A 14343-nucleotide genomic window follows, 5' to 3' on the forward strand; every position below is an offset into this window, starting at 1 on the left:
GCCGGCGCCCGCCCGGGCCGCTCCGCCGGGTGCGTCGTCAAGCCCGCGTCAAGGGCTCGCCTCGCGCTGTCCTCACGTGGATAAACGTTCAATCAAAGGGGCTCTCGGTCGGGCAAAGGGGTCTACTCGCATAGACGATCCCGGTGCTGTCATGCTCACGACCGCCCGGACCTCTGCCGGGCACCGCACCGGGAGACCCCCACATGTCCCGAATACCGCGCCCCCTGGTGACCACCCTCTCCAGCCTCGTCCTCGCCGCCGCGGGCCTCACCGTCACCACCGGCTCCGCCCACGCCGCCGGCTGCAGCCAGGACTACCTCCCCCTGCCCGACCCGGTCTGCACACCCGGCGACCTCAACCCCGACGTCACCCAGGACACCATCGACTCGACCATCTGCGTCTCCGGCTGGACCGCGACCGTACGGCCGCCCAGCTCCTACACCACCGCGCTGAAGAAGCAGCAGATCGCCGAGTACGGCTACTCCGACACCAACCTCTCCGACTACGAGGAGGACCACTTCGTCCCGCTCGAACTCGGCGGCGCCCCGAGGAGCGAGGAGAACCTCTGGCCCGAGCCGCACTACGGCGACGGGACCTCCGCGGACAAGGACACCGTCGAGAACAAGCTGAAGAGGGCCGTGTGCGCCGGTGACATCGGCCTCGCCGACGCGCAGAACGCCATCATGACCGACTGGACGACCGCCCTGTCCAGCCTCGGCCTGAGCTGAGCCTCCCCTTCCCGCAGGGACCGGTGACCTTCTTCCCGGGCAGCCGGCCCCTGCGGGATCACGGCACCCCCAGCTCGAACAGGGCATACCCCGCGTACGACCCGGAGGCGAGCGCGGCGATGCCGAGCAGGGTGCACTGCACGGGCAGGCTCAGCCGGCGCATCGCGACCGCGAGCGGCAGGAACAGCGGGAAGCAGGGCAGCAGATACCGGGAGACGTTCGCGAAGATCTGCTGGCTGCCGAGGACCAGGGCGAGGGTGAGCACGGTGTGCACGACCAGCACCGCCGGCGGGCGCAGGCGCAGCAGCAGGGGGAGCAGGGCGAACGCGAGCAGGACCACACCGACGCCGATGACGTCCGCGAAGGGGTAGGCGAACAGATAGCCGCCGAAGTGGCCCACCGGTACGGACGTCAGCACCTCCAGGGTCTGTCTGCCGTAGTCGAACTCGTGCGCCCAGGCACCCGACTGCAGCTTGAAGTAGCCGCCCAGATCGCCCATGCGGTCGCCGACCCAGACCAGATAGCCGATCAGCCCGAGCGGGGCCAGGGCCGCCGCGAGCAGCGGGCGCAGGCTGTCGTCCGTCTGGCGGCGCAGGGAGAGCAGCGCGGCGACGCCGACCCCGGCGATCAGCGCGGCGGCCGTGGGCCGGTTGAGGCCGGCCGCGAAGGCGAGGACTCCGGCGGTCACCCAGCGGCGGGTCATGACGGCGTGACAGGTCCAGGCGGCCAGGGCCACATAGAGGGAGTCCGAGTAGACCGCCCACTCCACGCCCGAGCCCGGCCACACCGCCCACAGCCCGGCCGCGGCGAGTCCGGCCCGCCGCCCGCCGAACCGTTCGGCGACCGCGTACACGCCGAGCGCGGCGGCGAAGGAGGCGAGGACCGACACCAGCAGGCCGGCGCCGTACGGGCCGAGGCCGGTGACGGCCATGACCATCCGCATCAGCGCCGGGTACAGCGGGAAGAACGCCGCCGAGTTGCCCTCCAGCGTGATCAGCCCGGTGGCGCCCGGGACGTGGACGAGCCTCGGGTCGTAGCCGTGCAGGGCGATCTGCTGGTACCACCAGCCGTCCCAGGTGGCCAGCACGTCCCAGGCGTGCGCACCGCCCCCGAACCGGGGGTCCTTGGTGCGGTAGTCCCCGGCCGAGGACAGCAGGTACAGGAAGGAGAGGAAGCCCGTCAGCTTCAGCGCGCCGAACAGCGCGAGCACGGGGCCGTGCCGGCGGGCGGCGGCCCGCAGCCGGGAGCCGGGCGCGGGCGGTGCGGGGGAGGGCTGTATCCGGGGCAGGGTCACGGTCATGACGCGACCGGTCCGCTACGGCGACGGCGGCGGGCCGGGGTGCGCAGCATCCGGGCGATCCCGCGCAGGTCGGCCAGCGCGGTGGCGACGATGTCGACACTGCTGTCGGGGTCGTCGACCCAGTCCACCGGGACCTCGTGGATCCTGAGGCCCGCCCGCTCGGCCAGCACCAGCAGTTCGGTGTCGAAGAACCACTCCCCGTCCCGCACCTGGGGCAGCAGCCGCTCGGCGACCTCGCGGCGCACCGCCTTGAAGCCGCACTGCGCGTCGGAGAAGCCGACGGCGAGCGTGCAGCGCAGCAGGACGTTGTAACAGCGGGAGATGATCTCGCGCTTGGCGCCGCGCACCACCCGTGCGCCGGGCGCGAGCCGGGTGCCGATGGCCAGGTCGGAATGGCCGGATATCAGCGGTGCGACCAGCGGCAGCAGCGCGGCGAGTCCCGTGGACAGGTCCACGTCGAGGTAGGCCAGCACGGGCGCCCGGGAACCCGACCAGGCCGCCCTGAGTGCCCGGCCGCGGCCCTTCTCGGGCAGCCGCAGCGAGACCACCTCGGGCAGGTCGCCGGCGAGCCGGGCGGCGATGTCCGGGGTGCCGTCGGTGCTCGCGTTGTCGGCGACGGTGATCCGGAAGGGGTAGGGGAAGGTGTCCCGCAGATGCGAGTGCAGCCGCCGGACGTTCGGCTCCAGGTCCTTCTCCTCGTTGAACACCGGTACCACCAGGTCCAGGACGGGCTCGCCCACCTGCGACGGCAGGGGTGCGCCCTGGGGCGCCTGCGCCAGGGACGAAGGCCGGCTCCGTTGGAGTTTCATCACATTGTTCCCCGTTTGTGCTTGTTTGTCGGGCATGCCGAAGGCACGCGGGTGGGATGGGGTGGCGCGGATCAGTCGGTCGGGCTGACCACCGACGAGGGGGTGTACGACGGGTCGGCCGGGTGGCTCGCCGGAGCCGAGGCCGGCGCGGTGGTGGCGGTGCCCTGCGAGGTCGCGGTGGCCGTGGCGGACGGCGGAGGCCCACCGGTGGAGGCCGAACTCCCGCCGGTCACGGGCGCATTGGAGGTCGAGGAAGTCGAGTCCGGCGTCGGGGAGTCCGTCGTCGTGGGCGTGGACGTGGGCGTGGACGGGGGTCCGCTCGGCGGCTCCGACGAACTCGGTGACGTGCTGGGCGCGGTGGTCGGCAGGGGGGTCGGGCTGATCGCAGGCCGCGGGCGCGGAGCGGTGGGCCGGTCGTCGGTGTGGCCGTGCGGCCACAGGAACAGGCCGAGGCCGAGCCCGGCCGCCGCCAGCACGGCACCGGCCGCCCGGCGCGCCGCGCGCACCCGGCGCCGGGCCCGCACGCCCGCGTACAGCGCCTCCCGGTGCCGGGGTTCGTAGCGCGCCGGTTCCTGCGTGCCGTGCATGAGCCGCGTCAACTGTCGCTCGAAGTGATCCATGTGCTCGGTGTCGTCCAAGTGCTTCACGGGTCCCCCTCACCCCACCGACTCGATGACGTCGGCCAGCAGCCGGCGCAGCCGGGCCACCCCGCGCGCGGCATGGGACCGGGCGGTGCCCACCGGGCAGCCCAGAATCTGCGCGACCTGCCGGTCGGGCAGGTCCTGGTAGTAGCGCAGCACGACCGCGGCCCGCTGCTGCGGGCTCAGCTGGGCGAGCGCCGCCTCCAGCCGGGAGCGCTCGACCACGGTCGCCGACATGTCGCCGGCCGCCGCCACCTCGGGCAGCTCCTCCACGGGCCGCTCGCCCCACCAGCGCCGGCGGGCCGAACGGGCCGCGGCCCGCGCCAGCACCTTGCGCACATAGGCCTCCGGCGCCTCGTCGGCGACCTTCGGCCAGACGAACCACAGCTTGACCAAGGACTCCTGCAACAGATCCTCGGCCCGGTGCCGATCCCCTCCGGTGAGCAGACGGGCCAGATGGAACAACACCGACCAGCGGGCCGCCACGAACGCGTCGTACTCACCGGCCCGAGCCTGCTCCATCCTCACGGTCCCCGTTCTCGCCGGCAGTTTCTCCACCAGGAGAAAGACTCTGGAGGCCCGGGAACGCTGCACCGGCCGAACGTGATCCGCGTCACGCACAGCCGTCACACAGGGGCGACCCGCAGGAGCAGTACGGACCGGCCCGGCACGGTGATCTCCGCGCCCGCCGGGTGGACCGTGCCCGGAGGCTCGGTCTGGTCCTCCCGGGAGGTGTCCACGACGACCTCGTACCGGTCCGCCCAGGGCCGGCCCGGCAGCGCGAAGACCGCCGGGCCCTCGCCCGCGTGCAGGATCGCCAGGAAGCTGTCGTCCGCGACCGGTGCGCCCCGCTCGTCGCGGCCCGGGATGTCCCGGCCGGAGAGGTACATGCCGAGCGTGGCCGCGGGGGCGTACCAGTCGTCCTCGGTCATCTCGGTGCCCCGCGCGGTGAACCAGGCCAGATCCCGCAGCCCGTCCGCAGAGTGGGCGCGGCCGGAGAAGAAGGCGCGGCGGCGCAGCACCGGATGCCGGTGGCGCAGGGCGATCAGTCGCGAGGTGAGGTCGAACAGGGGCCGCCAGGCCGGGTCCTCCAGCAGCGACCAGTCCAGCCAGCTGATCTCGTTGTCCTGGCAGTAGGCGTTGTTGTTGCCGCGCTGGGTGCGGCCGAGTTCGTCGCCGGCCACCAGCATGGGCACGCCGGTGGACAGCAGGAGCGTCGTCAGCAGGTTGCGCAGCTGACGGCGGCGCAGGGCCCGTACCCGCTCGTCCGCCGTCTCGCCCTCGACCCCGCAGTTCCAGGAGCGGTTGTCGTCGGTGCCGTCGCGGTTGTCCTCGCCGTTGTCCTCGTTGTGCTTGCGCTCGTACGACACCAGGTCGCGCAGGGTGAACCCGTCGTGCGCGGTGACGAAGTTGACCGAGGCGTACGGGCGCCGGCCGCCCCAGGCGTACAGGTCGCTGGAGCCGGACAGGCGGTAGCCCATCTCCCGCACGTCCGGCAGGGCGTGCCGCCAGAAGTCGCGGACGGCGCCCCGGTAGCGGTCGTTCCACTCCGTCCACAGCGGCGGGAAGGCCCCCACCTGGTAGCCGCCCGAGCCGATGTCCCACGGCTCGGCGATCAGCTTGACGCGCCTGAGCACCGGGTCCTGGGCGATCACCGCCAGAAACGGGGACAGCATGTCGACGTCGTGCATCGAGCGGGCCAGCGCCGCCGCGAGGTCGAAGCGGAAGCCGTCCACGCCCATCTCGGTCACCCAGTAGCGCAGCGAGTCGGTGATCAGGCGCAGCACCTGGGGCTGGACGACGTGCAAAGTGTTGCCGCAGCCGGTGTAGTCGGCGTAGCGGCGGGCGTCGTCCTGCAGGCGGTAGTAACCGCGGTTGTCGATGCCCTTCAGGGACAGGGTCGGGCCCAGCTCGCCCGCCTCCGCCGTGTGGTTGTAGACCACGTCGAGGATGACCTCGATGCCGGCCGCGTGCAGCGCGCGCACCATCCGCTTGAACTCGCCGACCTGCTGGCCCGTCGTGCCGGAGGCCGCGTAGGCGGCGTGCGGGGCGAAATAGCCGATGGAGTTGTAGCCCCAGTAGTTGCGCAGGCCCCGGCGCAGCAGGTGGTCCTCGTGGGCGAACTGGTGCACGGGGAGCAGCTCGACGGCCGTGACGCCCAGCTTCACCAGGTGCTCGATCGCCGCCGGGTGCGCGAGGCCCGCGTAGGTGCCGCGCAGCTGTCGAGGGATGCCCGGGTGGAGCTTGGTGAAGCCGCGAACGTGCAGCTCGTAGATGACGGAGTCCGCCCAGGGCGTCTTGGGGCGCCGGTCGTCGGACCAGTCGTCGTCATCGTGCACGACGACGCCCTTCGGGACGTACGGCGCCGAGTCCCGGTCGTCGCGCACGGTGTCCGCCACCTGCTGCTCGGGCCAGTCCCGGACGTGCCCGTACACCTCCGGCGGCAGCCGGCTGTAGTCGTTCCCCGCGGCGCCGTCCACCGCGCGCGCGTACGGGTCCAGCAGCAGCTTGGCCGGGTTCCAGCGGGCGCCGGTCCACGGGTCCCAGCGGCCGTCCACCCGGTAGCCGTACCGCTGCCCCGGCATCACACCCGGCACGAAGCCGTGCCAGATCTCGTGCGTAAGTTCGGTCAGCCGGACCTGGGTCTCCCGGCCCCGCTCGTCGAACAGGCAGACCCGGACCGCCTCCGCCCCGGCCGCCCACAGCGCGAAGTTGGTGCCCGCGACCCCGTCCGGGCCGACCCGGAACCGGGCCCCCAGCGGTGTCGGGGCGCCCGGCCACACCACCGGGGCCGGCACCGCGGCGCGCCGGGCGCCGTTCACCACGGCCTGCTGCCCGGTCCCGGCGGCCGGCTCCCCGGCCGGTGCCCGCTGCTCGGCTGCGCTCGTCACCTGTCGGCCCCTCTTTCAGTGGCTCGCCCCGGGGCGGCGCGGCCGGCCGCACCGAAGGGCCGAGGCTGCCCCGCAGCACCCTCGGCCGCCCGGTACGGCTGCGCCCCGACGGCCGGGGGCGCCCCCTGGATCGCGCTTGACGTCCCTTTCAGCCGATCCGATCCAAGAGGGCGCCCCCCTCCGGCGCGGGCGCGGCGGCTCCCCAGCGTGTCGTCCTTCCCTCTGTTCTGCCCAGTGCGTGCGTCGCACTCACGTTTCCCCGGAGCGGGCCCGGTCGTTGAGCCCCGCGTGAGGCACGTACAAGGACGCGCGCGGCGCACGGGGGTCGCGCCGGCCGCCGTACTGACATGGGCGGCACTGCTGGCAGGGTGCTCCTTCGGGGGCTCCGGAACGACGGGGCCGGACGGAGCGCCCGGCAAACCCCCGGCACCCGAGGACGTCATCCACGTCACCCCCGACGACGACAGCAAGGCCGTCCGCCCCGGCCGGCCGCTGCGGGTCGACGTACCCGACGGACGGCTGCAGAAGGTGACCGTCGTCAGGTCGCAGGACGCGCAGGAATCCCCGGTGCCCGGGCACATCGGCGCCGACGGCCGGACCTGGCGGCCGGACGAGGACCGGCTGGCGCTCGCCGCCACGTACACCGTCGACGTCGTGGCGCTGGACTCCGACGGCCGCCGCTCCGCCCGGCACACGACCTTCACCACGTTCGTCCCCGGCCAGCGGTTCATCGGCTACGTCACCCCCGAGAACCGTGCCGTCGTCGGCACCGGCATGATCGTCTCGATCGACTTCGGCCGAAGGATCGCCGACCGGGCCGCCGTCGAACGTGCCGTCCGGGTCAGCGCGCGGCCCCCCGTCGAGATCCGCCCGCACTGGTTCGGCGCCGGCCGTCTCGACTTCCGCCCCGAGCGGTACTGGAAGCCCGGCACCGAGGTCACCGTCGACCTGAACCTGCGGGACGTCCAAGGGGCGCCCGGCGTCTACGGGTTGCAGGACAAGACGTTCGCCTTCACCGTCGGCCGCAGCCAGACCTCGCTGGTCGACGCCGCCACGCACACCATGCAGGTACGCCGGGACGGCCGGCTGCTCGCCACCGTGCCGATCACCGCGGGCTCCCCGCGGAACCCCACGTACAACGGCAAGATGGTGGTGATGGACATGCGGGACGTCACCCGCATGAACGGCCGCACGGTCGGCTTCGGCGGCGAGTACGACATCCCCGACGTGCCGCACGCCATGAAGCTCACCGACTCCGGCACCTTCGTGCACGGCAACTACTGGTCGCCGGACGCCCCCGGGCGGATCAACGTCAGCCACGGCTGCGTGGGCCTCAGGGACGTCAAGGGCGGCAGTCCGGCCACCCCCGCCGGCTGGTTCTTCGACCGCAGTCTCGTCGGCGACGTCATCGAAGTGGTGGGCAGCACGGAGAAGACCGTCGCACCCGACAACGGCCTCGGAGGATGGAACATGACCTGGAAGGAGTGGAAAGCCGGCAGCGCGGTGAAGTAACCAGGTGAGGGACCCGGGTTCGGGCGGCGGTGCGGGCGGAAGTTGCGACGGAACGGTGACATTCGCCTGACACCTCGCTCAAAACCAGGCGGTTAATATGCGCGCACCAGTGTGGCGGGGAGCGGGCCTGACCTGGCCCGGCGAGGGGAGAACAAATTGAATACGCGGCCTATATCGGGGGCGTCGGTGGCGGGGCGGCGAGGCCGCAGGGGGCCGGCACTCATAGCCGGCGCCCTGGTGCTCTCCCTCGCGGCGTGCGGCGGGGGCGGTGACAAGGTTTCGGAGGGCAAGGGCAAGGACTCCAGCACCCAGCAGGGCAAGCAGCAGTCCACCGCCGCCGTCACCGTCTCGCCGAAGTCCGGTGCCACCGGCGTCGACACCAGCGGCGCGCTCAAGGTGAGTGTCGCCAAGGGCAAGCTGACCGAGGTCACCGTCAAGGACGCCAAGGGCGCCACGGTCGACGGCACCATGACCGGCGGCGGCACCTCCTGGACGCCGTCGACCCACCTGGCCGCGTCCACCAAGTACACCGTGCACGCGGTCGCCAAGGACTCCCAGGGCCGCGAGGCCGCCGAGGACTCCACGTTCACCACCCTGACCCCGAAGAACACCTTCCTCGGCTACTTCACCCCCGAGGACGGCTCGACCGTCGGCGTCGGGATGCCGTTCTCCATCAACTTCACCCGGGGCATCACCCACCCCGACGCCGTCGAGAAGGCCGTCAGGATCAGGACCGAGCCCGCCGTCGACGTCGAGGGCCACTGGTTCGGCAACGACCGCCTGGACTTCCGCCCCCAGCAGTACTGGAAGGAAGGCACCAAGGTCACCGTGGACCTGAACCTCGACGGGGTCGAGGGCCGCGACGGCGTCTACGGCAAGCAGCACAAGACGATCAAGTTCACCATCGGCCGCAACCAGGTCTCCGTCGTGGACGCCAAGAAGCACACGATGAAGGTCACCCAGGACGGCAAGGTCATCAGGACCATCCCGGTCACCACCGGCAAGCCCGGTTACGACACCTGGAACGGCCAGATGGTCATCAGCGAGAAGCTGACCGTCACCCGCATGAACGGCGAGACGGTCGGCTACGGCGGCGAGTACGACATCAAGGACGTCCCGCACGCCATGCGCCTGACCACGTCCGGCACCTTCCTGCACGGCAACTACTGGGGCGGCGGCGCCTTCGGCAACTACAACGCCAGCCACGGCTGTGTCGGCCTGCGCGACGTGCGCGGCGGCTACGACAGCTCCACCCCGGCCGCCTGGATGTTCAACCACTCGATCATCGGCGACGTGGTGGTCGTGAAGAACTCCCACGACCGCACCGTGGACCCGGCCAACGGGTTCAACGGGTGGAACATGTCGTGGGCGGACTGGACGAAGTAGACCCTGACCGACGTACGGACCCGGTGCTGTGAGGTACGGCACCGGGTCCGTTGCCGTTAGTGCCCGTTAACCTGCCTCCATGACCGTGAATCTCGAAGTCGCCGAAGGCGTCGGAACCCTGCGCCTCGACCGCCCGCCGATGAACGCGCTGGACGTCGCCACCCAGGACCGGCTGAAGGAGCTCGCCGAGGAGGCCACGCGCCGCGACGACGTGCGCGCCGTGGTGATCTACGGCGGCGAGCGGGTGTTCGCGGCGGGCGCGGACATCAAGGAAATGCAGAACATGGACCACACCGCGATGGTCCTGCGCGCCCGCGCCCTGCAGGACTCCTTCACGGCCGTGGCCCGCATCCCCAAGCCGGTCGTCGCGGCCATCACCGGCTACGCCCTCGGCGGCGGCTGCGAGCTGGCCCTGTGTGCCGACTACCGCATCGCCGCCGACAACGCCAAGCTCGGCCAGCCCGAGATCCTGCTCGGCCTGATCCCGGGCGCCGGCGGCACCCAGCGGCTGCCCCGGCTGGTCGGACCGTCCAAGGCCAAGGACCTCATCTTCACGGGCCGTCAGGTCAAGGCCGACGAGGCCCTCGCCATCGGCCTGGTGGACCGGGTCGTCCCGGCCGCCGAGGTGTACGGGCAGGCGCACGCCTGGGCCGCGAAGCTCGCCCAGGGTCCGGCGATCGCCCTGCGCGCGGCGAAGGAGTCCGTCGACACCGGCCTGGAGACCGACATCGACACCGGCCTCGCCGTCGAACGGAACTGGTTCGCGGGCCTGTTCGCCACCGAGGACCGCGAGACCGGCATGCGCAGCTTCGTGGAGGAGGGCCCCGGCAAGGCCAAGTTCCGCTGAGTGTCAGCGGTGTGAACTTCCCCCTAACTCCCGTGGGGGCACCTGCAATTGACGCGTCGTCTCATCCGGGTCCCTCGATGGGGCGGTTTATGGGAGCCTTAAGGCAACCTTAAGCCTGCCTCGTCGAGGGAGCCTGACGATTGCCCCGAAGTGAGTCGTCTCCCCAGGTCAACCGGGCTGTACCGGCCAGTGACATGACGTCGGCATATGCCGGTCGATCGGTGGAGAACAGGGGCGTACAGGGGGCGTATTCCTCCGGAACGGCCCCCAAGACGGCTCCGGACCGCCATCATGGGGGCATGGCGGGGCTGGAGGGCATCGATCAGCCGCGGGGACACAGCCGTGCGGCCGCGGCTCGCTGGTCGCCCGCGGTCGAGGACGAACAGGCGCTCAAAGCGCTCGAACTGTTCGGCAACCCGACGGAGGCGGAGGTACCACTGCCGTCCCGCCCGGAATCCGCGGCGACCGCCCGCCGGCTCGCCCAGGTCGTGGTGCTGCGCACCTGGCGGCTCACCCCCAAACTCACCGAGGACGCCGTCTTACTCGTGTCCGAACTCGTCGGCAACGCCGTACGGCACACCGGCGCCCGGGTCTTCGGCCTCCGGATGCGCCGCCGCCCCGGCTGGATCCGGGTGGAGGTCCGCGACCCCTCGCGCGGCCTGCCCTGCCTGATGCCGGTCCAGGAGATGGACGTCAGCGGCCGGGGCCTCTTCCTCGTGGACAGGCTGTCAGACCGGTGGGGCGTGGACCTCCTGCCGAGGGGCAAGACGACGTGGTTCGAGATGCGGATCGTGGACCGCTAGCGACAGAACGGCATTCACCCGCGGCGACCCGAAATCGTACCCCTTTCGGGCCAATCGGAGGTTTTCTTACCTAACGCCCCTTAAATGGTGCGGGTGACCACGACCAACCGACGCGGGGTGCTGCGCGCGGGCGCCGGGCTCGTCGCCGGCGGTGCGCTCGCCGCCGGTTGCGGCGCAGGCCAGGCCGCCCCGCCCAACGCCCCGGACTCCGCGTCCCCGTCCGCGTCCCCGTCCGGCACCCGCCCGGCCCCCGCCCCCCGCGCCTACCCCGGTCAGCCCGCCCAGATCACCCACGGCCCGCGCACCCGCCCCCGGATCGCTCTCACCTTCCACGGCCAGGGCGACCCCGGCCTCGCCCACTCCCTGCTCGGCACGGCCGAGCGGCACGGCGCCCGCCTCACCGTGCTCGCCGTCGGCACCTGGCTGGACGAACACCCGGACATCGCCCGCCGGATCCTCGACGGCGGTCACGACCTCGGCAACCACACCCAGCGGCACATCTCCATCAACGGCATGGCCGAGGCCGACGCCCGCAAGGAGATCAGCGACTGCGCGTACCGGCTGGAGCGGCTCACCGGCTCCATCGGCACCTGGTTCCGCCCCTCCCGCTCGCCGACCGCCTCCCCGCTGGTCGCCCGGCTCGCCCGCGCCGCCGGCTACCCGCATGTGCTCTCGTACGACGTCGACTCGCTCGACTACACCCGCCCCGGCGCCGCCGCCGTCACCCGCAGGGTTCTCGCCGATGTGCGCAACGGGTCGGTCGTGAGCCTGCACTTCGGGTACCCGGACACGGCCGCCGCCCTGCCCGACCTCCTCCCCGAACTCGACCGTCGCGGACTGCGCGCGGTCACCACCACGGAGCTGCTGAGCTGATGCGAACCACGAAAGCCGCGCGCCTGCTGGCCGCCGGTGCCGCCCTCACCGCCCTGACGCTGCTCTCCGCGTGCAGTTCGGGACCTCGGCACGACCGGAACGAGGCCCTGGTCAGCAAGGCGCCGGCCCAGCCCGGCAACGGCAAGCGGCAGGTGAACGTGCTGCCCGGGATGCCCCCGGTCGAGAACCCCAAGGACCTCTACTCCGCCGACCGTCCGAACCAGCTCTCCCCGGTCGTCCGGGACTTCCCCTCCCGGGTGTACGTCCCCAACACCAACTCCGACACCGTCACCGTCATCGACCCGAAGACCTACCGGGTCATCGGCACGATCCCGGTCGGCCACCAGCCCCAGCACGTCGTGCCCTCCTGGGACCTGAAGACCCTCTGGGTCAACAACGATCTCGGCAACAGCCTCACCCCCATCGACCCGAAGACCGGCAAGGCCGGAAAGCCGGTCGCCGTGCACGACCCGTACAACCTGTACTTCACGCCCGACGGCAAGTACGCCGTCGTCATGGCCTCCAGGGACCGCCAACTGGTCTTCCGCGACGCGCACACCATGAAGGTCGTCAAGACCGTGCCGGTCAGCTGCTACGGCGTCAACCACGCCGACTTCTCCCCGGACGGACGGTACTTCATCGTCTCCTGCGAGTTCAGCGGCGAGATCCTCAAGGTCGACACCGCGAAGATGAAGGTCGTCCGCGAGGAACGGCTGCCGTACGAGGGCGCCATGCCGCAGGACGTCAAGATCTCCCCGGACGGCAAGCTGTTCTACATCGCCGACATGGTCGCGAACGGCGTGTGGATCCTCGACGGCGACAAGTTCACCAAGCCCCGCTTCCTCTACACCGGCAAGGGCGCCCACGGCCTCTACGTCAGCCGCGACTCCCGCGAGATGTACATCTCCAACCGGGGCGAGGGCACCATCTCCCTGTTCGACTTCACCAAGAAGAGGCTCACCAAGAAGTGGCACCTGCCCGGCGGCGGCAGCCCCGACATGGGCGGCGTCTCCGCCGACGGCAAGGTGCTGTGGCTGTCCGGCCGCTACAACGCCGAGGTGTACGCCATCGACACGCAGACCGGCAAGGAACTGGCCCGCATCAAGGTCGGCAACGGCCCGCACGGCCTCGCCGTCTACCCGCAGCCCGGCCGCTACTCGCTCGGCCACACCGGCATCTTCCGCTGAGGCCGGGGCGGTTGGCCACGCCGACGATCGGGCGGTGATCCACACGCCACGCGCCACGCCTGGTCAGCCTTCGTCGTGCGGCGCGTGACTGCTTGAGTCTCCACCCACTGGAAGGCCCAGACTCGTCGACATGACCGAAGACGGCACCGGACTTCTCACCATCGGCGAGCTGGCCCGGGCCACCGGGCTGACCGTGCGCACCATCCGCTACTGGTCCGACGAGGGCGTCCTCACCCCGGTGACCCGGTCCTCCGGCGGTTACCGGCTCTACGACAGCGCCGCCGTGGCCCGCCTGGAGCTGATCCGCACCCTGCGCGAGCTGGGGCTCGGCCTGGACGACGTACGCAAGGTGCAGGCCGGGGAACGGACGGTCGCCGAGGTCGCGGCCACGCACGTCGCGGCCCTGGACGCGCAGATCCGGTCCCTGAGGGTGACCCGCGCGGTGCTGTCGACGGTCGCCCGACGAGGCTCGACGGCGGAGGAGATGACCCTGATGAACAAACTGGCGCGGCTGTCGGCCGCGGAGCGGCAGCGGATCGTGGACGACTTCGTGGAGGAGATCTTCCACGGGCTCGACACGGCCGACCCCTGGATCCGCGAGCGAACTCGCGGCATCGGCGTGAGCCTGCCGGACGACCCCACCCCGGAGCAGGTCGACGCCTGGGTGGAGCTGGCGGAACTGCTGCAGAACCCGGACTTCCGGGCCGCGATGCGCCGGATGATCGAGTTCAACGCCGCCGACCGTACCCCGGACACCCCGGCGGGCGCCTCGGCGATGTTCTTCAAGCGGCTGGTGGAGCTGGTCGGCGCCGCGCGGGAACGCGGGGTGTCCCCGCAGTCTCCCGAGGGTGACGCCGTACTGACCGAACTGCTCGGCGCGGACACCGACCGCGCGGCCGTGCTCCGGCGTATCAACCTCGGTAACGAGGTCGCCCGCTACCGGGAGTTGGCCGCCGCGATCAAGGGCGAGCAGGAGCCCCCGAGGTTCCAGGAGGAGTTCGGCTGGGTGGTCGCGGCACTGAAGGCCTGGCCGGGCCGTTAATCTGACCAGCGTCAGTACGCCAGCACGGCATGAGAAACACGACCAAAAGGGGCGGATCGGTGGCGGACATCGAGGAAGCACGCAAGCAGTTCCAGCGGATCGACGCGGACGGTGACGGATTCATCACCGCCGCCGAGTTCAAGTCCGCGCTGGCTCAGGAGGGTGACTGGAACGTCACGGAGTCGGTCGCCGAGGCCATCATCAAACAGCGCGACCTCAACGGCGACAAGGTTCTGTCCTTCGACGAGTTCTGGACCTACCTGAACAAGTGACGTGCTGAGAGGGGCCCTCACACCGGTGAGGGCCCCTATTTTTCACAGCTGG

The 14343-nt window shown here is 71.4% G+C and carries 13 protein-coding genes and 1 pseudogene; 9 read left to right on the forward strand and 5 right to left on the reverse strand.

Going from position 1 to position 14343, the window contains the following annotated elements; translation table 11 throughout:
- Positions 1-203: 203 nt before the first annotated feature.
- Complete coding sequence (locus tag ACQPXS_RS31475; protein ID WP_433452650.1) at positions 204-728, forward strand: hypothetical protein; 525 nt, start codon at positions 204-206, stop codon at positions 726-728.
- A gap of 58 nt (positions 729-786) precedes the next feature.
- Here ACQPXS_RS31475 and ACQPXS_RS31480 read toward each other — a convergent pair whose 3' ends face one another.
- The 5 genes and pseudogenes from ACQPXS_RS31480 to glgX all read right to left on the reverse strand — a co-directional run bounded on the left by ACQPXS_RS31480 (position 787) and on the right by glgX (position 6369).
- A complete protein-coding gene (locus ACQPXS_RS31480) occupies positions 787-2028 on the reverse strand; it encodes a hypothetical protein (RefSeq protein WP_433452651.1) in 1242 nt (413 codons plus the stop codon).
- A 29-nt stretch (positions 2029-2057) separates the two neighbouring features.
- Positions 2058-2837 (reverse strand): annotated as a pseudogene (locus tag ACQPXS_RS31485) (dolichyl-phosphate beta-glucosyltransferase); the annotation flags it as partial.
- Between the two features lie 71 nt (positions 2838-2908).
- The gene (locus ACQPXS_RS31490; RefSeq protein ID WP_433452653.1) at positions 2909-3484 is read right to left on the reverse strand and encodes a hypothetical protein; all 576 of its coding nucleotides are present in this window, start codon (positions 3482-3484) and stop codon (positions 2909-2911) included.
- A 9-nt stretch (positions 3485-3493) separates the two neighbouring features.
- Positions 3494-4000: a SigE family RNA polymerase sigma factor gene (locus tag ACQPXS_RS31495; protein WP_351810441.1), complete on the reverse strand. Its 507-nt coding sequence runs from the start codon at positions 3998-4000 to the stop codon at positions 3494-3496.
- 104 nt (positions 4001-4104) lie between these two features.
- Positions 4105-6369, reverse strand: a complete 2265-nt coding sequence (glgX, locus tag ACQPXS_RS31500) for a glycogen debranching protein GlgX (RefSeq protein ID WP_433452654.1) — start codon at positions 6367-6369, stop codon at positions 4105-4107.
- 288 nt (positions 6370-6657) lie between these two features.
- On the opposite strand from glgX, the gene ACQPXS_RS31505 reads away from it, so the two are divergent.
- From ACQPXS_RS31505 to ACQPXS_RS31540, 8 genes are all read left to right on the forward strand, one after another.
- Positions 6658-7881: a L,D-transpeptidase gene (locus ACQPXS_RS31505; protein ID WP_433452656.1), complete on the forward strand. Its 1224-nt coding sequence runs from the start codon at positions 6658-6660 to the stop codon at positions 7879-7881.
- A 156-nt stretch (positions 7882-8037) separates the two neighbouring features.
- On the forward strand, positions 8038-9267 hold the full coding sequence (locus tag ACQPXS_RS31510) for a L,D-transpeptidase (RefSeq protein ID WP_433452658.1): 1230 nt from the start codon (positions 8038-8040) through the stop codon (positions 9265-9267).
- A gap of 79 nt (positions 9268-9346) precedes the next feature.
- The gene (locus tag ACQPXS_RS31515) at positions 9347-10114 is read left to right on the forward strand and encodes an enoyl-CoA hydratase/isomerase family protein (protein ID WP_433452659.1); all 768 of its coding nucleotides are present in this window, start codon (positions 9347-9349) and stop codon (positions 10112-10114) included.
- Positions 10115-10413: 299 nt separating this feature from the next.
- Entirely contained in the window at positions 10414-10917 is a 504-nt protein-coding gene (locus tag ACQPXS_RS31520) for an ATP-binding protein (RefSeq protein ID WP_433452660.1), read from the forward strand.
- Between the two features lie 84 nt (positions 10918-11001).
- Complete coding sequence (locus tag ACQPXS_RS31525; protein WP_433452661.1) at positions 11002-11790, forward strand: polysaccharide deacetylase family protein; 789 nt, start codon at positions 11002-11004, stop codon at positions 11788-11790.
- Positions 11790-12977 (forward strand): hypothetical protein, encoded by a 1188-nt coding sequence (locus ACQPXS_RS31530; protein ID WP_433452663.1) that lies wholly within the window; start codon positions 11790-11792, stop codon positions 12975-12977. The genes ACQPXS_RS31525 and ACQPXS_RS31530 overlap by 1 nt, the downstream gene beginning before the upstream one ends.
- A 130-nt stretch (positions 12978-13107) precedes the next feature.
- Positions 13108-14019 (forward strand): MerR family transcriptional regulator, encoded by a 912-nt coding sequence (locus ACQPXS_RS31535; protein WP_433452664.1) that lies wholly within the window; start codon positions 13108-13110, stop codon positions 14017-14019.
- Positions 14020-14078: 59 nt separating this feature from the next.
- Entirely contained in the window at positions 14079-14291 is a 213-nt protein-coding gene (locus ACQPXS_RS31540) for an EF-hand domain-containing protein (RefSeq protein WP_351810494.1), read from the forward strand.
- The last annotated feature ends 52 nt before the right edge of the window (positions 14292-14343 follow it).

This window comes from Streptomyces sp. CA-142005 (assembly GCF_050942335.1).
Taxonomy (GTDB): domain Bacteria; phylum Actinomycetota; class Actinomycetes; order Streptomycetales; family Streptomycetaceae; genus Streptomyces.